General features: G+C 60.5%; 27 protein-coding genes. 26 read left to right on the top strand and 1 reads right to left on the bottom strand.

Going from position 1 to position 19,124, the window contains the following annotated elements; translation table 11 throughout:
* Positions 1-54: 54 nt before the first annotated feature.
* The 26 genes from LDJ84_RS16175 (at position 55) to LDJ84_RS16055 (ending at position 18,528) form a co-directional block, all read left to right on the top strand.
* Positions 55-477, top strand: a complete 423-nt coding sequence (locus LDJ84_RS16175) for a VRR-NUC domain-containing protein (RefSeq protein WP_226045024.1) — start codon at positions 55-57, stop codon at positions 475-477.
* The gene (locus LDJ84_RS16170) at positions 474-1,064 is read left to right on the top strand and encodes a hypothetical protein (protein WP_226045023.1); all 591 of its coding nucleotides are present in this window, start codon (positions 474-476) and stop codon (positions 1,062-1,064) included. Before LDJ84_RS16175 ends, LDJ84_RS16170 begins: the two co-directional genes overlap by 4 nt.
* Positions 1,065-1,186: 122 nt before the next feature.
* Positions 1,187-1,495: a peptidase M48, Ste24p gene (locus tag LDJ84_RS16165; RefSeq protein WP_226045022.1), complete on the top strand. Its 309-nt coding sequence runs from the start codon at positions 1,187-1,189 to the stop codon at positions 1,493-1,495.
* Between the two features lie 2 nt (positions 1,496-1,497).
* Positions 1,498-1,797: a hypothetical protein gene (locus LDJ84_RS16160; protein WP_226045021.1), complete on the top strand. Its 300-nt coding sequence runs from the start codon at positions 1,498-1,500 to the stop codon at positions 1,795-1,797.
* Positions 1,798-1,800: 3 nt separating this feature from the next.
* Entirely contained in the window at positions 1,801-2,412 is a 612-nt protein-coding gene (locus LDJ84_RS16155) for a hypothetical protein (RefSeq protein ID WP_226045020.1), read from the top strand.
* Positions 2,390-3,808 carry a PBSX family phage terminase large subunit gene (locus tag LDJ84_RS16150; protein ID WP_226045019.1) on the top strand — a complete coding sequence of 473 codons (1,419 nt, stop codon included), beginning with the start codon at positions 2,390-2,392 and terminating at the stop codon, positions 3,806-3,808. The genes LDJ84_RS16155 and LDJ84_RS16150 overlap by 23 nt, the downstream gene beginning before the upstream one ends.
* An 80-nt stretch (positions 3,809-3,888) precedes the next feature.
* Entirely contained in the window at positions 3,889-5,310 is a 1,422-nt protein-coding gene (locus LDJ84_RS16145) for a DUF1073 domain-containing protein (protein ID WP_226045018.1), read from the top strand.
* A complete protein-coding gene (locus tag LDJ84_RS16140; RefSeq protein WP_226045017.1) occupies positions 5,246-6,046 on the top strand; it encodes a phage minor head protein in 801 nt (266 codons plus the stop codon). Before LDJ84_RS16145 ends, LDJ84_RS16140 begins: the two co-directional genes overlap by 65 nt.
* A 145-nt stretch (positions 6,047-6,191) precedes the next feature.
* Complete coding sequence (locus LDJ84_RS16135) at positions 6,192-7,433, top strand: DUF2213 domain-containing protein (protein ID WP_226045016.1); 1,242 nt, start codon at positions 6,192-6,194, stop codon at positions 7,431-7,433.
* Between the two features lie 4 nt (positions 7,434-7,437).
* Positions 7,438-7,917, top strand: coding sequence for a hypothetical protein (locus tag LDJ84_RS16130; RefSeq protein ID WP_226045015.1), 480 nt, complete (start codon positions 7,438-7,440; stop codon positions 7,915-7,917).
* 2 nt (positions 7,918-7,919) lie between these two features.
* Positions 7,920-8,957: a DUF2184 domain-containing protein gene (locus LDJ84_RS16125; RefSeq protein ID WP_226045014.1), complete on the top strand. Its 1,038-nt coding sequence runs from the start codon at positions 7,920-7,922 to the stop codon at positions 8,955-8,957.
* Positions 8,958-8,960: 3 nt separating this feature from the next.
* Positions 8,961-9,287 (top strand): hypothetical protein, encoded by a 327-nt coding sequence (locus tag LDJ84_RS16120; RefSeq protein WP_226045013.1) that lies wholly within the window; start codon positions 8,961-8,963, stop codon positions 9,285-9,287.
* Between the two features lie 3 nt (positions 9,288-9,290).
* The gene (locus LDJ84_RS16115; protein ID WP_226045012.1) at positions 9,291-9,725 is read left to right on the top strand and encodes a DUF4054 domain-containing protein; all 435 of its coding nucleotides are present in this window, start codon (positions 9,291-9,293) and stop codon (positions 9,723-9,725) included.
* Positions 9,713-10,288 (top strand): hypothetical protein, encoded by a 576-nt coding sequence (locus LDJ84_RS16110; RefSeq protein WP_226045011.1) that lies wholly within the window; start codon positions 9,713-9,715, stop codon positions 10,286-10,288. Before LDJ84_RS16115 ends, LDJ84_RS16110 begins: the two co-directional genes overlap by 13 nt.
* Complete coding sequence (locus LDJ84_RS16105; protein ID WP_226045010.1) at positions 10,266-10,646, top strand: hypothetical protein; 381 nt, start codon at positions 10,266-10,268, stop codon at positions 10,644-10,646. Before LDJ84_RS16110 ends, LDJ84_RS16105 begins: the two co-directional genes overlap by 23 nt.
* The gene (locus tag LDJ84_RS16100) at positions 10,625-11,155 is read left to right on the top strand and encodes an LIC_12616 family protein (protein WP_226045009.1); all 531 of its coding nucleotides are present in this window, start codon (positions 10,625-10,627) and stop codon (positions 11,153-11,155) included. The genes LDJ84_RS16105 and LDJ84_RS16100 overlap by 22 nt, the downstream gene beginning before the upstream one ends.
* On the top strand, positions 11,155-12,636 hold the full coding sequence (locus tag LDJ84_RS16095) for a DUF3383 domain-containing protein (protein WP_226045008.1): 1,482 nt from the start codon (positions 11,155-11,157) through the stop codon (positions 12,634-12,636). Before LDJ84_RS16100 ends, LDJ84_RS16095 begins: the two co-directional genes overlap by 1 nt.
* Positions 12,637-12,648: 12 nt before the next feature.
* The gene (locus LDJ84_RS16090; RefSeq protein WP_226045007.1) at positions 12,649-13,080 is read left to right on the top strand and encodes a phage tail fiber protein; all 432 of its coding nucleotides are present in this window, start codon (positions 12,649-12,651) and stop codon (positions 13,078-13,080) included.
* Complete coding sequence (locus tag LDJ84_RS16085) at positions 13,080-13,508, top strand: hypothetical protein (protein ID WP_226045006.1); 429 nt, start codon at positions 13,080-13,082, stop codon at positions 13,506-13,508. The genes LDJ84_RS16090 and LDJ84_RS16085 overlap by 1 nt, the downstream gene beginning before the upstream one ends.
* Positions 13,509-13,558: 50 nt before the next feature.
* Complete coding sequence (locus LDJ84_RS30720; protein WP_263987016.1) at positions 13,559-13,684, top strand: hypothetical protein; 126 nt, start codon at positions 13,559-13,561, stop codon at positions 13,682-13,684.
* Between the two features lie 3 nt (positions 13,685-13,687).
* On the top strand, positions 13,688-15,685 hold the full coding sequence (locus LDJ84_RS16080; protein WP_226045005.1) for a phage tail tip lysozyme: 1,998 nt from the start codon (positions 13,688-13,690) through the stop codon (positions 15,683-15,685).
* Positions 15,685-16,332: a phage baseplate protein gene (locus tag LDJ84_RS16075; RefSeq protein ID WP_226045004.1), complete on the top strand. Its 648-nt coding sequence runs from the start codon at positions 15,685-15,687 to the stop codon at positions 16,330-16,332. Before LDJ84_RS16080 ends, LDJ84_RS16075 begins: the two co-directional genes overlap by 1 nt.
* A gap of 8 nt (positions 16,333-16,340) precedes the next feature.
* Positions 16,341-16,640, top strand: coding sequence for a hypothetical protein (locus LDJ84_RS16070; RefSeq protein ID WP_226045003.1), 300 nt, complete (start codon positions 16,341-16,343; stop codon positions 16,638-16,640).
* Positions 16,641-16,653: 13 nt separating this feature from the next.
* Positions 16,654-16,995, top strand: coding sequence for a hypothetical protein (locus tag LDJ84_RS16065; RefSeq protein WP_226045002.1), 342 nt, complete (start codon positions 16,654-16,656; stop codon positions 16,993-16,995).
* A gap of 8 nt (positions 16,996-17,003) precedes the next feature.
* Positions 17,004-17,885 carry a baseplate hub protein gene (locus tag LDJ84_RS16060; protein ID WP_226045001.1) on the top strand — a complete coding sequence of 294 codons (882 nt, stop codon included), beginning with the start codon at positions 17,004-17,006 and terminating at the stop codon, positions 17,883-17,885.
* Complete coding sequence (locus LDJ84_RS16055; RefSeq protein WP_226045000.1) at positions 17,869-18,528, top strand: hypothetical protein; 660 nt, start codon at positions 17,869-17,871, stop codon at positions 18,526-18,528. The genes LDJ84_RS16060 and LDJ84_RS16055 overlap by 17 nt, the downstream gene beginning before the upstream one ends.
* Here the strand turns inward: LDJ84_RS16055 and LDJ84_RS16050 are convergent.
* A complete protein-coding gene (locus tag LDJ84_RS16050) occupies positions 18,489-19,112 on the bottom strand; it encodes a hypothetical protein (RefSeq protein WP_226044999.1) in 624 nt (207 codons plus the stop codon). The genes LDJ84_RS16055 and LDJ84_RS16050 overlap by 40 nt on opposite strands.
* Positions 19,113-19,124 lie beyond the last annotated feature (12 nt).

Genomic DNA, 19,124 nt, shown 5'->3' with positions numbered 1-19,124 from the left:
GATCATGGCCATGGTCACTTTCCTGATTGGTGTCTTGTACGGAGTTGCCGTTCGATGAGCATCTTCGAGACCATTCCAGCGAGGCACAGAAAGCAACGCATTCCGTCTGAGCACGAGGATCAGGTCGCATTGATCCAGTGGTTCGACATGCAGTACCCAGCCCTTCGCGGACGCCTGGCGGCATGCCCGAATGGTGGTAAGCGCAATGCGATCGTGGCGGCGAAGCTCAAGGCCGAGGGGGTGAGGGCAGGGTATCCAGACCTCAACCTGCTCACACCACGGCATGGCTTTGCTGGTCTGTTCATCGAGCTGAAGCGGGAGAAGGGCGGCGCACTTCAATCCGATCAGGCCGAGTGGCTGGACTGGCTCAACGAACAGGGATTCATGGCGGTCGTGTGCAGGGGGTTCGATGCGGCGCAGAAGACGATCAGGGATTACCTGGACGCTACGGAAAACTACAGGGGAGTGTCTGCATGAAGCTCAACAGCGCGCGAGAAGCTTGGCACTCTGCTTTTTATTCGCAGACTGACCGACAATGGCTTGCTTTCGAGCAGCAGCATTATCTCGGATGCATGGTGCAGACTTCCGAGCGGGATCGCTCAACACAGGTTGCAATACACCAGGCCCTGGCGGGACCAATCCAAGTAGCCATTTCTACTCTTCCAAGGCGGTTGCAGATGTTCGGCCACCACATGTACGGGCCTGGCACGAGCGATGGCATTCGCGAAGAGGCAGAGTCTCTGGTGTTTGATGTTGCCTACAGCCGCGGCGAGAAGATGTACGCGAAGAAGTTCGAGAAGGCCCGCTATGTCGCTGCCGGAGTGCTCGAGCGCTATCGTCGGATGCACCAGGGAGGGCAGAGCGCCATGCCTGATCCGATGCCGACGCCTGAGGGATTCCGCGCATGGTTGCTCGCGGTCCACGAGGTGAGCATCGACTCACGCAACTGGGCGCGCGAGTGGGAGCCTTTCGTGGATGCCTGCTTCCTCGCCTGCGATGATCTGGATAAGCAGGCGCTTATCCCGGTGTCGGGAACGCTGGCGGTGATGAGAGAGGCTGCGTAAAAGCACACCGTTATAACGTATTGACAGAATTGTGCGGCTGGCGATACGATTTTCCCATCCTGACAAAAGTCACTCCGAAGCCCTGGCCACCCGCCGGGGCTTTTTCGTTTATGGAGATACCGATGGAGCCGACAACCACTGCCGGCGGAGCGCTGCTCGCCAAGTACGGCATGGCTGTATTCGGCTTTGCCGGCGCTGTTCTTTCATTGGCTCCCTTGAAGGGCCTGACCCGTTGGCAGGCGTTCGTTGCGGTGGCTACCGGATTCGTAACCTCAATGGCCATCACTCAACTGGTGGTGGCTTACTTCGGCCTCCCCTCCGACGCTGAGTCGAAGAACGGCGTGGCCTTCCTGATCGGCCTGCTGGCCATGAACATCATCCCCGCCATCAAGGCGGCTGCGGAGCGCCTTCTCGCTGCCAAGGGTGCATGACCATGATGAACACCATCCTCATGGGCCTGGACGCCGTGCTGTGCATTCTCGTGGTACTCGCCGCGCTGGAATTCCTGCGCTCGGTCCACCTGTTCGAGCATCCCGTGCTGAGCCTGTCGTTCTACCTGGTTGCCATCGGAGCCTTCGGCTTGCTCACTGAGCTGGCCAAAGGCTATTGGATCAGTCCCTGGGCTGTCGTCACGCACCTCGGCATCGTCAGCTACGCCTGGGCGCGCCGGAAGCAGATCTTCCGCGAGGACTGGTCCTGGGATGGTATCGACCGCCGGCGCAAAGTGAGATGAGCAATGACTGAGAAGAAGCCAATCGACTGGGAGCGGATTGAGCAGCTCTACAGGGCCGGTGTTCTTTCGGTGCGTGAGATTGCAGCTGCTTGCGGGCCATCCCATGTTGCCATCCATAAGCGTGCAAAGCGGGAAGGATGGACGCGAGACCTCTCCGGAAAGATCAAGGAGAAGGCTGATTCACTGGTTAACACGCAGGTGGTTAACACCTCGGTTAACACGGAAAAGGCGTTAACCGAGCGGGCAATCGTTGATGCGAACGCCAAGGTCATCGCGGACATTCGGATTGCTCACCGGACTGACATTGGTCGGTCCCGTGAGTTGGCGAACAAGCTGCTTGATGAACTGGAAGACCTCACTGAAGAGCGCGGCACCCTCCGAGAGCTGATTGAGCAGCTCAAGGAGAACGATGACGTCGACACAGCGATGCTTGAGCTCGCCAGCAAGATGTCATCGCTGCCATCGCGCACCAAGACGATGAAAGAACTGGCTGAGACGCTGAAGCATCTGATCCTGCTCGAGCGGCAAGCCTACGGAATGGACCAGGCGCCAGAAGAGGAAGACAAGGTCCCCTCGGGCCTGGGGCATTTCTATGGAGAACCATCCAACGCTTAACCCGGCCCTGCGGGGTTTCTGGACGGCGCGTGAGGATGAAAACGGGAATCCGATCCGCAATAGGGTTCTTTACGGCGGCCGGATGTCGTCGAAGTCATGGGATGCTGCGGGATTTGCCACCTACTTGGCGAACACCTACAAGCTGCGCTTCCTGTGCGCCCGCCAGTTCCAGAACAAGATCGAGGAGTCGGTCTACTCCCTGTTGAAGGGGCAGATCGAACGGTTTGGCCTGAATAGCCGGTTCCGCATCCTCGACACGAAGATTCTCAACCGCCGAACTGGTAGTGAGTTCCTGTTCTACGGCCTCTGGCGACACATTGACGAGATAAAGTCGCTCGAAGGGATAGACGTTCTCTGGATAGAAGAGGCTCACAACCTCACCAAAGAGCAGTGGGAGATCTTGGAGCCGACCATTCGGAAGGCTCACTCCCAGGTCTGGATCACATTCAACCCGAAGCTGGCCACTGACTTCGTCTACAAGCGCTTTGTCGTGAGCCCTCCGCCCGGCACCATCGTGCGGAAGATCAACTTCGACGAGAACCAATTCCTCAGCGACACGGCGCTAGCCATCATTGATGCCGCCCGCCTGGAAGATGAAGACGACTTCGGGCACATCTACCTTGGAATTCCCAGGGATGATGACGATGCCGCGATCATCAAGCGTTCTTGGCTGATAGCAGCCATCGATGCTCATAAGGCTCTTGGCGTCCAGATTACCGGATCAAGCCGACTAGGCTTCGACGTGGCGGACAGTGGAGCGGACAAGTGCGCCCAGGTATTTGCTCATGGGCCCTTGGCTTCATGGTCTGAGCAATGGAAGGCCGGTGAAGATGAGCTGCTCCAGTCCGCGACTCGTGTCTGGGATGAGGCTCGCCGTCGCAATGCCGCAATCACCTACGACTCCATCGGGGTCGGTGCCGGATGTGGCGCCAAGTTCAACGAACTCAACATCGCCCGGCGTGACGGAGTGAGCGTATCGCACTCGAAGTTCAACGCTGGAGGAGCCGTCTTCAAGCCTGAAGCGATCTACTCGCATGGCACGAAGAACAAGGACATGTTCGCCAACATCAAGGCGCAAGCCTGGTGGTTGGTGGCTGACAGACTGAAGAACACCTTCAACGCCGTGAAGAACGGTCACCAGTTCGACATGGACGAGATGATCTTCCTCGACAGCAGCATGCCCAACCTGGACCAGCTGATTGATGAGCTGGCTGCGCCGAAGAAGGACTACGACAACGCCGGCCGCGTGAAGGTTGAGAGCAAGAAAGACCTCGCCAATCCAAAGCGTGAGGGTGGCCCTATCCCGTCCCCGAACCTTGCTGACGCCTTCGTCATGGCGTTTGCGCCTGGCCAGCAGCCAATGCGCATCAACCAGGACCTGTTGAAACGAGCATGAAACGAATCCTCAACCTCTTCCGCCGCCGCGCCGAGCCTGTCGCCACGCCGGCGGAGAAGGAGCGGATGCGGATCAGTGCCATGACCTTGGCCAAGTCCAGGGAAACCACGAGCCCGGCGATGCAGCGGATCGATCTGGCTCCGTATGAGCCGCCGCCCGGCGTGGTGCCTGCTGCGCAGCTGAAGTCCGCCATGGCGATGGACTCCACGCCCTACACCTACCTGAACCTGACCGGCTTCAGCGGTGGGTTCCCGGGCTATCCCTATCTGGCCGATCTCTCCCAGCGCGCCGAATACCGCAAGATGGTCTCGCGCCTGGCCGAGGAGATGACGCGCAAGTGGATCGAGATCAAGACCATTGGCGACGACGACAAGTCGGACAAGGTGGCCCAGCTCAACGACGCTTTGAAGCGCTACAAGGTCCGCGAGTTGTTCCGGCAGGCCGCCGAGGATGATGGATACTTTGGCCGCGGGCAGATCTACATCGAGGTGAAGGCGCCGCGCGGCACTCTTGCTTCGGATGATCCTGACGAGCTGGCATCGCCGCTGTTCCTGGCCAAGGAGAAGATCGCCAAGGGCTCGCTGGTGGCCTTCCGCAAGGTAGAGGCCGTCTGGACCTACCCAGGCGTCTACCAGAGCACCAATCCCCTGAAGGCGGACTACTACAAGCCGCAGGAATGGTTCGTGATGGGCCAGACGGTCCATGCCTCGCGCCTGCTGATGTTCGTCAGCCGCGAGAACCCGGACCTGCTCAAAGCCGCCTACAACTTCGGTGGTCTGTCGCTGAGTCAAATTGCCGAGCCCTACGTGAACAACTGGCTGCGCACCCGCAACAGTGTGGGCGACCTGATCCACAGCTTCAGTCTGACGATCCTCAAGACGAACATGCAGACCACCATCTACGGCGGGGCATCTTCGACTGATCTCTTCGACCGTATCGACCTGTTCAACCGTGTCCGCGACAACCGCGGCGCGATGGCGATCGACAAGGATTCGGAGGAGATCGATCAGATCAACACGCCGCTTTCTGGTGTCCATGAGCTCCAGGCGCAAGCGCAGGAGCAGATGGCATCGGTGTCCAGCATCCCCTTGGTGGTGCTGCTCGGCATCACCCCTAGCGGCCTGAACGCCTCCAGCGATGGCGAGATTCGCGTCTTCTACGACTACGTGCGGGGGCAGCAAGAGTCGATCTACCAGGACAACCTGAAGAAGGTGCTGGATATCATCCAGCTGTCCGAGTTTGGCGAGATCGACCCGGACATCACATTCGAGTTCGTTCCGCTGTACGAGATGAGCGCGAAGGAGTTGGCTGAAATCCGTAAGTCGGACGCAGACATGGATGCGGTCTACGTCAACGCCAGCATTCTCGATGGCTCGGAAGTACGTGAGCGGCTGGCCAGCGATCCGACGAGCCCTTACCACGCTTTGGAACTGAGCGATGACTTCGACGCGGAAGAAGAGCCGGAAGAAGGCGCCCCAGACCCTGAGGCAGGTACGTCCTAACGCCGGCATCCGCGCTTGGTACCAGAAGCAGCTCGACGAATCCATCGACGACATGCAGAACTCGGTCGTCTACTGGCTGAAGGCTGCTTACCGCGACACGCCATTCGCCCAGGACGCCAACCCAGCGACGGTGATGCGCGATGCGATGCGCCGCCTGACCCAGCGCTGGGAGCGTCACTTCGACGTGATGGCCGATAAGCTGGCCAAGCGGTTCGCCGACAAGTCGCTGAACGCCTCCGATGTCTCGCTCGCGTCGGCACTGAAGGACATGGGCTTTACCGTCCAGTTCAAGATGACGGAGCCCATGCGCACGGCCTATCAGGGCGTGATCAACGAGAATGTCAACCTGATCCGCAGCATCCCCGAGCAGTACCTGACCCAGGTCGAGACGATGGTGATGCAGTCGGTGCAGCGCGGGCGCGACCTCGCCACGCTGACGCAGGACCTGCAGTCACGCTACGGCGTCACGAAGCGCCGGGCCGCACTCATCGCACGGGACCAGAACAACAAGGCCACGTCGGTGATGACGTCGGCCCGGCAGCAGTCGCTGGGCGTCACGCACGGCATCTGGCGTCACTCGCACGCCGGCGCTGAGCCGCGCAAGTCCCACGTGGAGGCCGACGGAAAGCAGTTCGAGCTCGCCAAGGGCATGTACATCGACGGCGAATGGATCATGCCGGGCGAGAAGATCAACTGCCGGTGCGGCTGGAAGCCTGTGATCCCCGGTTTCGACTGAGGGCTACCCATGGCAACTGCAACCCTGACCGTCTCGGCGAAGCTCCGCCGAGGGGCATGGCCTCTGCTCGTCGTCATTAACTGTGCCCGCCATCTGTACGGGAAACCCATCTGGGTTCCTGCCTGGGCATTCACGATAAGGATTCATGACCATGCGCATTGATGGCCTGGCATTCGATCGCGCCACGGTGCGCCGGATCGACGCCGACGGCCGCCTGCACGTCGAGGTCAGCCCGATCAGCAAGGCGAACGTCTGCCCGTACTTCGGTCGGGAGATTCCTGGAGGCGAGGCGATGGGCCTTGAGCCCGAACGCCTCTACCAGCTCTACCGCGACCCGGGTGAACTGGCGAAGGGCGTGGCCACCTTCAACAACATCCCGCTGCTGAGCCGGCATATCGCCGTCAGCGCGCAAGACCCGCAGAAGGAGTTCGTGGTTGGCGCCACTGGCAGCAATGCCGAGTTCGCCGATCCCTTCCTCCGCAACAGCCTGGTCATCTGGGATGCCTCCGCAATCGCCGGGGTGCAGACCAACGAACAACGAGAACTGTCCTCGGCGTATCGCTACGTCGCGGACATGACGCCCGGCGTTTCTCCCGAGGGCGTGCCTTACGACGGTCGCATGACCGAGATCGTGGGCAATCACGTGGCACTGGTCCCTGTTGGCCGTGCCGGTGCTGACGTCCTCGTCAGCGACTCACTACCCGAGGAACTTATCCCTATGAAACTGAGCAAAGCCGCCGCTGCACGTGCGGCCCTTCATGCCGTCCTGCTGCCGCAGCTGGCTCAGGACAGCGCTCCGGCCGAAATCCGGAAGCTGACCGCCAAGGCAACCACGGCCCAGAAACTGGCTGAGGACGCTGCCAAGGCATTCCCCGAAGCCAAGATCGACGTGGCTGCCCTGACCAAGTCCATCCAGTTCGCCCTGGACGAAGCGGAGGAGGAGCCCAAGAAGCCCGACACCGCCGAGGACGAGGACGACGAGGACAAGAAGGCGGAAGACGAAGACGACGAGAAGAAAGCCGAGGATGAGGATGATGAGAAGGACGAGCCGAAAGCAATGGACGCTTCCACCATCGCCCTGATCCGCGCTGACGCCAAGAAGGACGCCCTGCAGGCCGTCAAGGCACTGCGTGAGGCTGAGGCCGATGTCCGCCCGCTGGTTGGCGAGATCGCCGCCATGGACAGCGCCGAGGACGTCTATCGCTTCGCCATGGACAGCCTGGGCATCGAGCACAAGGGCATCCACCCGAGCGCCTACCCGGCCCTGATCAAGCTCGCCAAGGAGCGCAACGCCTCCAAGAAACCGGACAGCTTCGCAATGGACGCTGCCCATTCCTCCGACTTCGCCAAGCGGTTCCCGACTGCTGGCCGCGTACTGAAGGTGTGATGCCATGGGCTTCCAAAAAACTGTGAACCAATATCCGGCGCCCGCAGTTGAGGGCGATTTCGCTTCCGCCAACCCGCGCGCCTCTGTGCTGCCGAGCGCTGGCGTCATGGTTGCCGATACCGGCGGCGTGACCGTCGGCCGCTTCGCCTGGGTGGACGGCGATACCGTTTCCAATGCAGGCGCCGGCGCCCCGAGCGGCTTTATCCATCGCGATCATCAGGCGTTGAACTTCGCTCTGCTCAGCGAGGCCACCATGGTGATCCCGGAAGGCTATGGCGTCACCGTGCACAACCAGGGCGACTTCTGGGCGCGCACTACCACTATCGCCACTGTCGGCCAGAAGGTCTTTGCCTCGAACACCACCGGCGAGGTCGCCACGGGCGCCACGGGCGCGACTGTCGCGGGCTTCACCGAAACCAAATGGTCCGTTGCCAGCGCTGCCGCTGCCAATGAACTGATCAAAATCTCCAGCTGGGTACTCTGACCATGGATATCCGTTCTGATCTGCACAAGCTGGGCGCCGATTACGGCGTTCACTTCATGGAACCCGTGCGCGCCTACCTGGCCGACGGTGTCCGCACCAACTTCGACATGGCCATGGACGCCCAGCCGGGTCTGGTGACCGTCAGCAACGCCGGCATCCCGGCATACCTGGCGAACTACCTGGACCCGGAACTGATCCAGGTGCTGGTCACTCCGATGAAGGCCGCCCAGATCTTCGGCGAAGCCAAGAAGGGTGACTGGACCACCATGACCAGTCAGTTCCCGGTCGTGGAATCCACCGGCGAGGTTGACACCTACGGCGACTTCAGCAATGCCGGCCAGTCCTCGGCCAACGTCAACTGGGTGCCGCGCCAGTCCTACCACTTCCAGACTGTCACCCAATGGGGCGAGCGTGAGCTGGAGATGATGGGCCTTGGCCGCATCGACTACGCCGCGCGCCTGAACATCGCCAGCGCCCTGACCATCAACAAGGCGCTGAACAAGATGTACTTCTTCGGCGTGTCGGGTCTGGAGAACTACGGAGCCCTGAACGATCCCGACCTGAGCACTCCGGTTCAGCCGGCCGCTACCGGCACCAGCTCCAGCCGTCTGTGGGCGGACAAGGACGGCCAGCAGGTCTACGACGACATCAGCCAGGTGCTGTACAAGCAACTCCAGACCCAGCTGAAAGGCCTGGTCGAGCGCGATGTGCGCATGACGCTGACCATGTCGCCGACGGCCGAGGTCAACCTGACTAAGACCAACCAGTACAACGTCAATGTCACGGACCAGCTGAAGAAGAACTTCCCAAACCTGCGCATCGAGACCGCTGTCGAGTACAGCACTACCTCCGGTGAGCTGGTTCAGCTGGTCGTTGATGAGATCGAAGGTCAATCGACCGCGTACTGCGCCTTCACTGAGAAGATGCGCGCGCACCCGGTCAAGGTCGGCCTCTCGTCTTTCAAACAGAAGAAGTCCGCCGGCGGCTGGGGCACCATCATCCGTCGCCCGGTCGCAATCGCTCAGATGCTGGGGGTGTAATCCATGGCAACCGTAATCGTAGGCTGCAAGCTCCCGCACGGCATCCATGCCGAACTGGCCGGCAAGGTAGTCACCCTGAACGGCTCCAACGGCTCCGCCATCATCGGTGGCTTCGGCATCACCCGCGATGTCGACAAGGACTTCATGGACAACTGGCTGAAGGCTGAGGCGAAGAACCCCATCGTCGCCAACGGCCTGGTGTTCATCGCCGGCAGCGAGCGCGAAGTCGAGAAGGCTGTCTCGGATCGCGAGAAAGAGGCCAATGGCTTCGAAGGCGTCGACCCCAAGAAGCCCGGCAAAGGTCTGAAGCCGGCTGAAGCCGAGGAATAAGCCATGGGCGTCGTCGTCTTCGATCCGGCGGCGTTCAAGCAGCGCTATCCGGAGTTCTCCACTGTTTCGGACCCGCTGCTGAGCGCCTACTTCTCGGAGGGGACGATCTATCTGGACAACACCGACCAGAGCCGGGTGCAAGACCTCGGCTTTCGGACGGTGTTGCTCTGGATGCTTACGGCGCACATCGCGGCGATCAACTCCGGAGTGAATGGCGAGGCTGCTTCTCCGCTGGTGGGTAGGATCAACAACGCCACCGAGGGATCTGTCTCCGTCGGCACCGACATGGGGCAGGTTCCGTTCACTGCCGCATGGTTCCTCCAAACGAAGTATGGGGCTGCCTTCTGGCAAGCCACTGCGCCGTTCCGGACCATGCAGTACGTGCCCGGGCGCTCCAGCGAGATCACCTACAGGAATCGCTTCCCATGGCAGCCGTGAAAGGTGGCGATCGGATCAGTCGTTATCTCCGCGATCTGGCTTCGCGCCTGGACGACGGCGAGATTCTTCGAGCTGGCTTCTTGGAAGGGGCTACCTACGAAGATGGAAAGCCGGTGGCGTACATCGCTGCGATTCAGGAATTCGGCGGCACTTTCGAACACCCTGGTGGAACGAAGTACAAGATCGGCGACGACGGAATGGCCGTCTTCCTGCCTGCAGATGCCACGGAATTCAGCGGTGTGACCGCGGCTCACAGCATCACCATCCCGGCACGCCCGTTCTTTCGTGATGCGGTCAAGGAGAACGGGAAGCGCTGGTCCAAGGGGCTTGGGAAGCTCATTCATGCCGGAAACAGCGTGGAGAAGGCTCTAGCGCTCACTGGTGAAGTGGTACGGGCGGACATTCAGGATTCAATCCGCAAGTTCACCTCCCCGCCACTTTCTCGGAACACCCGCAAGAAGTCAGCCAAGGCCGGCTTCGACAAGCCGCTGATCGATACCTCCCACATGCTGAACAGCGTCGACTACGAGGTCCGCAAAGATGAACCTGCGGGGAATAGCTAACAGCGTCACGCAGGCCGTGAACCCGAACATTCCGGCGCAGATCAAGCCATCCAGCGGTAGTTGGGTGACGAATCCGGACGGAACGCGAACCCCGGTCTTCAGCGATCCAGTCGACATCAAGGTTCAGCGCCAGGCCCTCACCCAGAAGGACCTGATGCACATCGACGGCCTGAACATGTCAGGCGTCTTCGCGCCGTTCTACATCAACGGCAACTGGTACAGCGTCAACCGCCCCGACGGGAAGGGTGGAGACATCATCCTGATACCGTCCAAGTCGGAAGAGTGGCTGGTCGTGGCCGTCACCGAACTCTGGCCCGATTGGACGAGGGTTCTGGCATGCCTTCAACTGTCAACGTAACCGAGGCCGATCTCTTCACGGCGCTTCGGTCGTTCCTGCTGGCTGTCCTCGGAGAGACCTTCCAGGTCTTCAAGGCCCAGGGGAACCAGGTGTCCATGCCGAAGGGCTCCTTCGTCATGATGACGCCGCTCTTCATCGACGGCCTATCCACCAACGTCGTGGACTATGACCGCGCCACCGGCACCCGGCACGACACGCGCACCACTCAGTTCCGCGTCCAGCTGGATGTGTACGGGGCTGAAGCCTCAGCCAACTCGAACATCATCGCCACCCTGTTCCGCAGCGAGTACGCCACGGACCTGATGGCCTCCGGTCCGCTTCAGCCGTTCTACGCGACCGATCCCAAACAGAACGTCATGACCAACAGCGAGCAGCAGTACGAAGACCGCTGGACGTTTGAGCTGTACATGCAATTCAACCCAACCATCACTTCGCCCCAGCAGTTTGCAGAAGCCCTGCAGATCAATCTGGCCGAGGTCGATACCAAGTTTCCGCCAGGAGCACCCTGATGCCCACTATCCCTATCAGCCAGATTGTCCAAGTCAATCCTGGCGTGCTGGCTGCTGCCGGTAGCGCTGTCGATCTCAACGGCCTGATCCTCTCGGACAGCGCCTACCTGCCCACCGGCCAAGCAGTTCCGTTCGCCACTGCGCAGGACGTCATCGACTACTTCGGTGGCGCCTCGGTGGAAGCCGAGATGGCCGCCATCTACTTCAGCGGCTACACCAACTGCACCAAGCGCCCGGGCCTGCTGTACTTCTGGGCCTATCCGGATTCGGCAGTGGCTGGCTTCCTGCGTGGCGGCGACCTGTCCGCCATGACCCTGGACCAGCTCAAGGCGCTGACCGGCACGCTCACCGTTTCCGTGGATGGTTCCGCCAAGACCTCCTCGGCGATCAACCTGAGCACCGCGACCAGCTTTTCCGATGCTGCATTGCTGATCGAGGCTGCGTTCACCTCGCTGGGCGCAAGCGTGAGCTACGACAGCCAGCACGCAGCTTTCGAGTTCGTGTCGGACACCACTGGCGCGTCCTCGTCGGTAGGCTTCGCCTCCGGAACCCTGGCGGCCAGCCTCAAGCTGACTGCAGCGGATGGTGCAGTAACCTCCGTTGGTGCCGAAGCATCCACGCCGGCGACCGCCATGCCTGCTGTCGTGGCTGTTACTCAGAACTGGGGCTGCTTCACCAGTACCTTCGAGCCTGATCTCGCAGACAAGCAGGCCTTCTCCGACTGGGCGAATGCCCAGAACGACCGCTATGCCTACGTCGGCTGGGACACCGATGTGAATGCCAAGGTGTCTGGCAGCACCAGCACCTGGGGCGCCTACCTGAAGACCCAGCAACTGGTAGGCTCGATTCCGGTGTATGGCGACGAGACGCATGCCGCCTTCGTGCTGGCGTTCGCCGCCTCCCTGGACTTTAGCCGCCTGAATGGCCGCGCCACCCTGGCGTTCCGTAACCAGTCTGGACTGGCCGCTTCGGCGGACAATGCAAGCGATGCCTCGGCGTTGGAAGCCAACGGGTATAACTTCTATGGCATCTATGCGAACGCCAAGGAGAACTTCAACTTCATGTACCCGGGCGCCATCTCTGGCGAATGGGACTGGGTTGATACCTATCTGAACCAGATCTGGCTGAACGCCAACCTGCAGCTGGCGATGATCACGCTGCTGCAGAACGTCGGTTCCGTGCCGTACAACAACCAGGGTTATGCCCTGATCGATGCGGCCTGTCAGGACCCGATTGCCGCTGCCGTGAACTTCGGCGCCATCCGCACCGGTGTAGCACTGTCCGCCTCGCAGAAGGCTGAAATCCAGTTCGCTGTGGGCTCGGACATCAGTCCGGCGCTGGAGGCCAAGGGTTACTACCTGCAGATCGTTCCGGCCACTGCCGCCATCCGCGCGGAGCGTGCCAGCCCGAGCATGACCCTGTACTACACCGACGGCGGCAGCGTTCAGCGCCTGACCCTCGCCTCGATCGAAATCCAGTAAGGAGCAACCCGAATGGCAACTATCACTTCGGCGAACTCCAGTCTCGCCATCGCCGTTACTGACCTGTACCCGGCGCCGCAGAGCATTCAGGGCTATGCGGCCGACGATGCCTTCACCGCCGATGCGGTGGAGCAGGCTGAGATCGTCATGGGCGTGGACGGCCACATGTCGGCCGGCTTCATCTTCAACCCGACTCGCATGACCATCACGATCATGCCCGACTCGCCATCCCTGATCATTTTCGAGAACTGGCAGTTGGCCCAGCGCACCGCGCGCGAGGTATACCGCTGCAACGGCACCGTCATCCTGCCGGCGATCGGTCGCAAGTATTCGCTGCAGAACGGCGTGCTCGTCAGCGGCAACCCGTTCCCGGGCAACCGCCGCACCCTGCAGCCGGTGCCGTTCATCATCACCTGGGAGCGCGTAATCGCGGAGAACGTCTGATGGCTCGCAAGACTGCTCAATTCCGTGTATCCGACACCGGTCGCGACCAGGGCAAGGTGTTCGTCATCACCGAGATGCCGGCATCCCAGGCCGAGAAGTGGGCCATGCGTGCCTTCCTGTCCATGGCTCAGTCGGGCGTCGAACTTCCCGAAGGTATCACCGATCTCGGCTTCGCCGGCATCGTCCGCATGGGCATGAACGCCATCGCGATGATCCCCTTCCAGCAGGCTGAGCCGCTGATGGACGAGATGATGGGCTGCGTGCAGATGATGCCCAACCCGTCGAACCCATCCATCGTCCGTCCGCTGGTGGAAGACGACATCGAGGAGATCGCCACCCGGCTGAAGATCCGTGCGCAGGTGCTGAGCCTGCACTCGGGTTTTTCCATCGGCGGCGGTCAATCGACTTCGGCCCCGTCGCCGGCATAAGACGACACGGCGTCGTCGACTACCTGAACCTCCCGCCGACCATCGCCACGGTGATTTCCTCACGCCTGGCGACGCTCCACGAGCTCGATACCGTCTACGGCCTTGAAGACCTGTGGTGGCTGATCGAAGTGAATTCGGTCGACAACCACAACCGCAATCTCGCCTCCCAGGAATAACGCATGGCAACTGTCATCGATGCCCTCATCGTCACGCTGGGGCTGGATTCGTCCGGCTTCAAGAAGGGCGAGAAGGAAGCGGCCGATGCGCAGAAGCGCTTCGTGCGTGAATCCGAGGTCAACGCCAAGCAGATTGCGGCCCAGGCCAAGGTGATGGCCGAGGGCTTCCGCCGTGTGCGGAACGAGCTGCTAGGCCTGTTCGCCGTAGCCATCGGCGCCCATGGTCTGAAGGACTTCATCACCAACTCGGTGAAGGGGCAGGCCGAGTTGGGATATCTGTCCAAGAACCTGAGCATGAGTGCCCGGGAACTGGATGCGTGGGGAAAGACAGTCAAGACCGTCGGCGGTTCGGCGGAAGGATTCCAGGCTAGCCTGCAGAACATCGCGTCCGGCATCGAGGCGTTCAAGCTCGGCGAGGATTCGCCGGTCATCGGCATGTTCCGCGCCATTGGCGTGAACGTCGCCAATGCGCAAGGCAAGATGCGTCCGTTCAAGGACGTGCTACTGGATGTCGCTGATGCCTTGCAGCGCTACGATGCCCAGGATCAGATCAAGATTGCCCAGAGCCTGGGTATCGATCAGGGAACACTGAACGTCCTGCGTCAGGGCCGTCAGGCGGTCCAAGACCTGTACGCCGAGATGTACAAGTCCTCGGGCGTCACGGATGAGAGTGTCAAGCGCGCCCAGGAAGCGCAGCGGGTATGGGGAGAGTTCACCGCTCAGGCGAATGGCGTCGGGCAGGCGATTTTCGAGTCAATGGGGCCGGCTTTGGTCGATCTGACCAAGTATCTGCGCGACTTCGGTGGCTGGATCAATGAGCACCGATCCGAGATTCAGGAGTTCTTCAAGCGGATCGTTGAGGACGGGAAGCAGCTTGGAAACTGGATAGGCGAGCATCGAGGCGAGATTCAACAGTTCTTCTCGGCCCTTCTGGAGGGCGGCAAGGACCTGGTGAAGATGCTGTCCGATCTGGACAAGAGCACGGATGGAGCCTCTACCAAGATCCTTGCCCTGGGCGCAGCCTTCATGTTTGCCGCGAAAGGCCTTGGCGTGTTCATGACTGCCGGCGCTGGCTCTCTGGCCATGGCCGCGCGGCTAGGGGCCGTTGGTATTGCCGGCTACGGCGGTTATCAGGCCGGTACTTACCTCAACGACAAGTTCATCAGCGGTACTGCTACTGGTGACTTCATCGGCGAGTGGCTGAACCGTGGTGCTGCGGCGCTTGGAGTTGAGAGCGCAGAAGAATCCGTCAACCTGATGGATGCCTCAAAAGGCAAGGTGAATGGCGGTCGAGATATGGCCGAGTACGTCACCAAGTATTTCGAAAGCCAAGGCTGGAGTCGCGCTCAGGCGCTGGGTATTGCCTCAAACCTCAGCGTGGAGAGCGGATTCAATCCTGGCGCTATCGGAGATAACGGCAAGGCCTTCGGTGTCGGCCAATGGCATCCCGACCGCCAAGCGCAGTTCAGGAACTTCTCCGGTAAGGATATTCGCGGGTCCACCCTGGAAGAGCAGCTCGCCTTCGTGCAATACGAGCTCACGATCGGCCAGGAGAAATCTGCAGGCGATGCGTTGCGCAAGGCTCGTTCTGCCTACGAAGCTGGAGGAATCGTCTCATCTCAGTACGAGCGGCCGGCCAAGAAAGAGGTCGAGGCTAGTCGCAGGGGGGCATTGGCGCAGGCGCTTTACGATCAGCAGCCAGTACAGCCAGCTGCTGCTCAGCTTGCCCGGATGTCTCCAGATGAGAGGGCGGTCTTTGAGCGTGATCGAATGGCTGCTCGCCAAGCTGATATGCAATACGGCGTTCGCCCTGGCGAGATGCGCATCGGCGCCGGCGCGAACCTAGCGCCTTCGCAGACCTCGACCACCACCAACGAGGTCAGCATCGGGCAGATCACGGTCCAGACCCAGGCAACAGACGCGCCCGGCATTGCCAGGGACATGAACGAAGCGCTGCGCCAGAACTCGCTGATCAACTCAGTGGCAACGGGGATGAACTGATGTCCTTGATCGATTTTCCGGACGTTCCTTTCGCTCCAGGCGTTCCCAATATCCGCCGCAGTGCCGTAGGCATCGGGGCGGTATCGGGAATACTTGGCGAGGTCCTTGGGGTGGATGCGTTTGGCTTTCTGGACGGCATTCTTGGACCGCAATGGGGCATCTTCGACAAGAATGGCGGCCAGGTCATCCTGCCTGACTCGGTCGTCGCGTTTGACTACCGCGGTGAGCAGCGCATCTCCAAGTATCCCGTCGAGCTCGGTTCGTTCTCGTCCTACAACAAGGTCGCGCTGCCGTACGACATCCGAATCCTGATGACCTGCAGCGGACAAGGCGCGATGAGCCGGGATCAGTTCCTGCAGCAGCTTGAGCTGCTGAAGGAGACGACCGAGCTTTACGACCTGGCGACTCCAGACTTCACCTATCAGGACGTCAATCTGGTGCGCTTTGACTACCGCCGCACCTCATCCAATGGCGTTACGCTGTTGACCGTGGATGCCCAGTTCGAAGAGGTCCGGCAAACGGAAGTTGCCATCTACTCGGCCACTGCTGAGCCGCAAGGCCAGCCGGTCACCAGTATCGGCGCAGTTCAGCCGGTCAGTCCAACTCCTCAACAGGAGGCGTCATTCGACGCCCGCGCAATCGCCTAGAGATTCCCATGCAGATTATTCCGCTCGCCGCTATCGCCTCGCAGACGCTGAAGGTAGTGCTCGGCCAACAGAACTGCGTGCTGAACGTCTACCAGAAGTCGACCGGCATGTATCTGGATGTGACCCTTGAGGGCGAGAGGATTCTGTCCGGCGTGCTGTGCCGAGACCGTGTGCGATGCGTCCGCCAGGCGTATCTCGGATTCATGGGGGATCTGTCCTTCATGGATACTCAGGGAACAGAAGACGCCTCTTTTCAGGGCCTCGGAACCCGATGGGTGTTGATGTATCTTGAGGCCTCCGACCTCTGACCGAGGAATAACGATGAAGCAATGGATCGCAATCGTCGCCCTGATTGCTCCAGCCGCGATGGCTGCGAACATGACGCCGAACCAGATCACGAATGGATGCGTTCGCCAGTCCAACGGTTATGCCTGGATCGTTGCCGCGCGCCTGGAAGGCTGGACGCTTGAGCAGACCAAGTCAGGCATGGGTCGGCAGTTGGCAGACGCAGGGCTCTACAACATGCCCCATCGGGTGTGGGCAGACAGGATGACGGATCACCTCTTCGCAGACGACCGGGTATTTCTGACGACGCCCAACTCCGCCGCTGCGGCCTACTACGAGCTATGTCTCCGATCACCCACTGATTACCTGGTCAAATAGGATCACGCATGAGCTTCGTCACGAGGGAAATTGAACTGACATTTCGCCTCCACGACGGAGGGCTGAATGACCAAGGCCAGGACACTGTTTCGCTGCGGGGCCATCGGGTCGAATTGATCTTGGCTCAGTCGGGCGGGATTCTGACGCTGGGAGAGCTACAGCTGCGCGTGTTCGGCATGAAGATGGCCGACATGAACAAGTTCAGCACCAATCAGCTGCATGCCCTGGCCGTGCGCGGCGCGGACATCAGCGTCAGCGCTGGCGATACCATCAAGGGCATCAAGAAGATCTTCGATGGCACCATCATCGCCGGGGTGGTCAATTACTCCGGAGCACCGGATGTGGCGTTCGATCTGAATGCCAGGCCTGGTTACCTTTTCCAAGTTTCTCCCGCTGCAGCCAACAGCTACGAAGGCAGCGCCGACGTGGCGACCATTGTCGAGGCGCTTGCCAAGCAAATGGGGTACGGCTTCAAAAACCATGGCGTGTCGGCACAACTCAGTAACCCTAATCTGCCCGGCGCACTGATCCAGCAGCTCAAGTCGGTATGCAATGCCGCTCGGGTGCTGTGCAAGATCGAGAACGGGATAATTTCCATCTGGCCAAATGGGTCGGCGTTTGGCGAGAACTTCCTTGAGATATCCCCGGCGACGGGGCTTGTTGGTTACCCAGTGTTCACCAATACGGGCATCCAGATCATCGCTGAGTTCAACCCTGAGGCATCGTTAGGGCGCAGGGTTCGCCTGGATAGCTCGGTAGAGAAGGCCCGCGGCGAATGGGTAATCCACTCCATGCGCCACGAACTGAGCACCATCTACCCGCAAGGACCATGGTTCACCACGATGCGACTCGCGAAAGAAGGATTGGCCCTGAATGTCTCCAGGTGGTAACTATCAGCCGCTCCTCGGCACGTCGGACAAGAACGACGATACGAACGCACTTGAGGCTTTCGTTAGGGCGTTCTTCAGCGAGCGCTGGACGATTAGGCCGGTAAAGGTGGTCTCGGTCACCAATGACGGAGGGGTTTCTCCAATCGGCTACGTCGGCCTTCTTCCGCTGGTTCAGCAGATCGATGGTCAGGGCGATGTGACGAGCCATGGGGTCATCTACAACGCGCCGTACATGCGAATCCAGGGCGGTGCCAATGCAGTGATCCTAGACCCTCAAGTTGGGGATATTGGGATAGCCGCTTTCTGCGACCGGGATATCAGCGCCGTGAAGGCTGCCAAGGTTGAATCTCCGCCAGGGTCAAGCCGCCAGAATGATCCTGCCGATGCCGTCTACCTGAGCAGCATAATCGCTGGTGCGCCGACGCAGTACGTCCGCTTCAGCGAGAGCGGTATCGAGCTGGTCTCGCCGGTTAAGGTTCACATCCAGGCGCCGGCCGCTGTGATCGATGCCAATACCACCATCCACGGCAACCTGGCCGTCAATGGCGGAGGCGTGACGAACGATGGGGTGAACATCGGGAAGACGCACACGCATACCGGTGTTCAGGGCGGGAGTGGGACTTCTGGTCCGCCGAGCGCTTGAGGCGGCCTCAAATCCTCTGGATTGCACCGAGGGCACCAGTCACAGCCGCGCGTCACGCAGACGTCGCGAAACTGGTCCTGCAGCGTGCCTGGGTGTGAATTGGTTAAGGCCCACCCCGTGTATTGCGCCGCATAGGCGCAGGGAATGATCAATTCCTGACCTTTCTTCAGGTGAGGAATCTTCACATATGCCTGAGGAATCCCCGCCGGAAATTGGGTAGGGAAGATAACGTGGCAGTGCGATCGGTAGTCCGCAACCCGGAATGACTGATTTAGGCAGTGCAGAACCTGTCGGACACTGCCGTCCTCCCTGAACATCCGGCCTTTCACTGCAAATAGCGTCCCTTTAAGTCCTGCGACCATATCGGCGATAGAAACCGCTCGCGCGATATCCGCTGGCGTCGGCTCGAAAGCAGCTATGTGGTAGTCGATTTTCCCCTTCGAAACCTCGATGAAGTATTTCGCTCGGCGCGCCAATGACACGGCGAGCGGGTAGTCCGCTGCGCGTGAGGACTGGAAGGCGATGACCAGTACATAGCGCTGCGAGAGATCGGGAAGGTCTGGCATTTCAACTGGAAGATTCAATCGGAACCTCAC

The organism is Pseudomonas sp. HS-18, from assembly GCF_020401845.1.
In the GTDB taxonomy this organism is placed as follows: Bacteria; Pseudomonadota; Gammaproteobacteria; order Pseudomonadales; family Pseudomonadaceae; genus Pseudomonas; species Pseudomonas nitroreducens.
This window is presented reverse-complemented; position numbering and strand designations above follow the sequence as displayed.

Excerpts from the sequence above, each read along its gene's own strand:
- LDJ84_RS16175 (WP_226045024.1), top strand. The coding sequence starts at position 55 with ATGAGCATCTTCGAGACCATTCCAGCGAGGCACAGAAAGCAACGCATT.
- LDJ84_RS16170 (WP_226045023.1), top strand. The coding sequence starts at position 474 with ATGAAGCTCAACAGCGCGCGAGAAGCTTGGCACTCTGCTTTTTATTCG.
- LDJ84_RS16165 (WP_226045022.1), top strand. The coding sequence starts at position 1,187 with ATGGAGCCGACAACCACTGCCGGCGGAGCGCTGCTCGCCAAGTACGGC.
- LDJ84_RS16160 (WP_226045021.1), top strand. The coding sequence starts at position 1,498 with ATGATGAACACCATCCTCATGGGCCTGGACGCCGTGCTGTGCATTCTC.
- LDJ84_RS16155 (WP_226045020.1), top strand. The coding sequence starts at position 1,801 with ATGACTGAGAAGAAGCCAATCGACTGGGAGCGGATTGAGCAGCTCTAC.
- LDJ84_RS16150 (WP_226045019.1), top strand. The coding sequence starts at position 2,390 with ATGGAGAACCATCCAACGCTTAACCCGGCCCTGCGGGGTTTCTGGACG.
- LDJ84_RS16145 (WP_226045018.1), top strand. The coding sequence starts at position 3,889 with ATGACCTTGGCCAAGTCCAGGGAAACCACGAGCCCGGCGATGCAGCGG.
- LDJ84_RS16140 (WP_226045017.1), top strand. The coding sequence starts at position 5,246 with ATGACTTCGACGCGGAAGAAGAGCCGGAAGAAGGCGCCCCAGACCCTG.
- LDJ84_RS16135 (WP_226045016.1), top strand. The coding sequence starts at position 6,192 with ATGACCATGCGCATTGATGGCCTGGCATTCGATCGCGCCACGGTGCGC.
- LDJ84_RS16130 (WP_226045015.1), top strand. The coding sequence starts at position 7,438 with ATGGGCTTCCAAAAAACTGTGAACCAATATCCGGCGCCCGCAGTTGAG.
- LDJ84_RS16125 (WP_226045014.1), top strand. The coding sequence starts at position 7,920 with ATGGATATCCGTTCTGATCTGCACAAGCTGGGCGCCGATTACGGCGTT.
- LDJ84_RS16120 (WP_226045013.1), top strand. The coding sequence starts at position 8,961 with ATGGCAACCGTAATCGTAGGCTGCAAGCTCCCGCACGGCATCCATGCC.
- LDJ84_RS16115 (WP_226045012.1), top strand. The coding sequence starts at position 9,291 with ATGGGCGTCGTCGTCTTCGATCCGGCGGCGTTCAAGCAGCGCTATCCG.
- LDJ84_RS16110 (WP_226045011.1), top strand. The coding sequence starts at position 9,713 with ATGGCAGCCGTGAAAGGTGGCGATCGGATCAGTCGTTATCTCCGCGAT.
- LDJ84_RS16105 (WP_226045010.1), top strand. The coding sequence starts at position 10,266 with ATGAACCTGCGGGGAATAGCTAACAGCGTCACGCAGGCCGTGAACCCG.
- LDJ84_RS16100 (WP_226045009.1), top strand. The coding sequence starts at position 10,625 with ATGCCTTCAACTGTCAACGTAACCGAGGCCGATCTCTTCACGGCGCTT.
- LDJ84_RS16095 (WP_226045008.1), top strand. The coding sequence starts at position 11,155 with ATGCCCACTATCCCTATCAGCCAGATTGTCCAAGTCAATCCTGGCGTG.
- LDJ84_RS16090 (WP_226045007.1), top strand. The coding sequence starts at position 12,649 with ATGGCAACTATCACTTCGGCGAACTCCAGTCTCGCCATCGCCGTTACT.
- LDJ84_RS16085 (WP_226045006.1), top strand. The coding sequence starts at position 13,080 with ATGGCTCGCAAGACTGCTCAATTCCGTGTATCCGACACCGGTCGCGAC.
- LDJ84_RS16080 (WP_226045005.1), top strand. The coding sequence starts at position 13,688 with ATGGCAACTGTCATCGATGCCCTCATCGTCACGCTGGGGCTGGATTCG.
- LDJ84_RS16075 (WP_226045004.1), top strand. The coding sequence starts at position 15,685 with ATGTCCTTGATCGATTTTCCGGACGTTCCTTTCGCTCCAGGCGTTCCC.
- LDJ84_RS16070 (WP_226045003.1), top strand. The coding sequence starts at position 16,341 with ATGCAGATTATTCCGCTCGCCGCTATCGCCTCGCAGACGCTGAAGGTA.
- LDJ84_RS16065 (WP_226045002.1), top strand. The coding sequence starts at position 16,654 with ATGAAGCAATGGATCGCAATCGTCGCCCTGATTGCTCCAGCCGCGATG.
- LDJ84_RS16060 (WP_226045001.1), top strand. The coding sequence starts at position 17,004 with ATGAGCTTCGTCACGAGGGAAATTGAACTGACATTTCGCCTCCACGAC.
- LDJ84_RS16055 (WP_226045000.1), top strand. The coding sequence starts at position 17,869 with ATGTCTCCAGGTGGTAACTATCAGCCGCTCCTCGGCACGTCGGACAAG.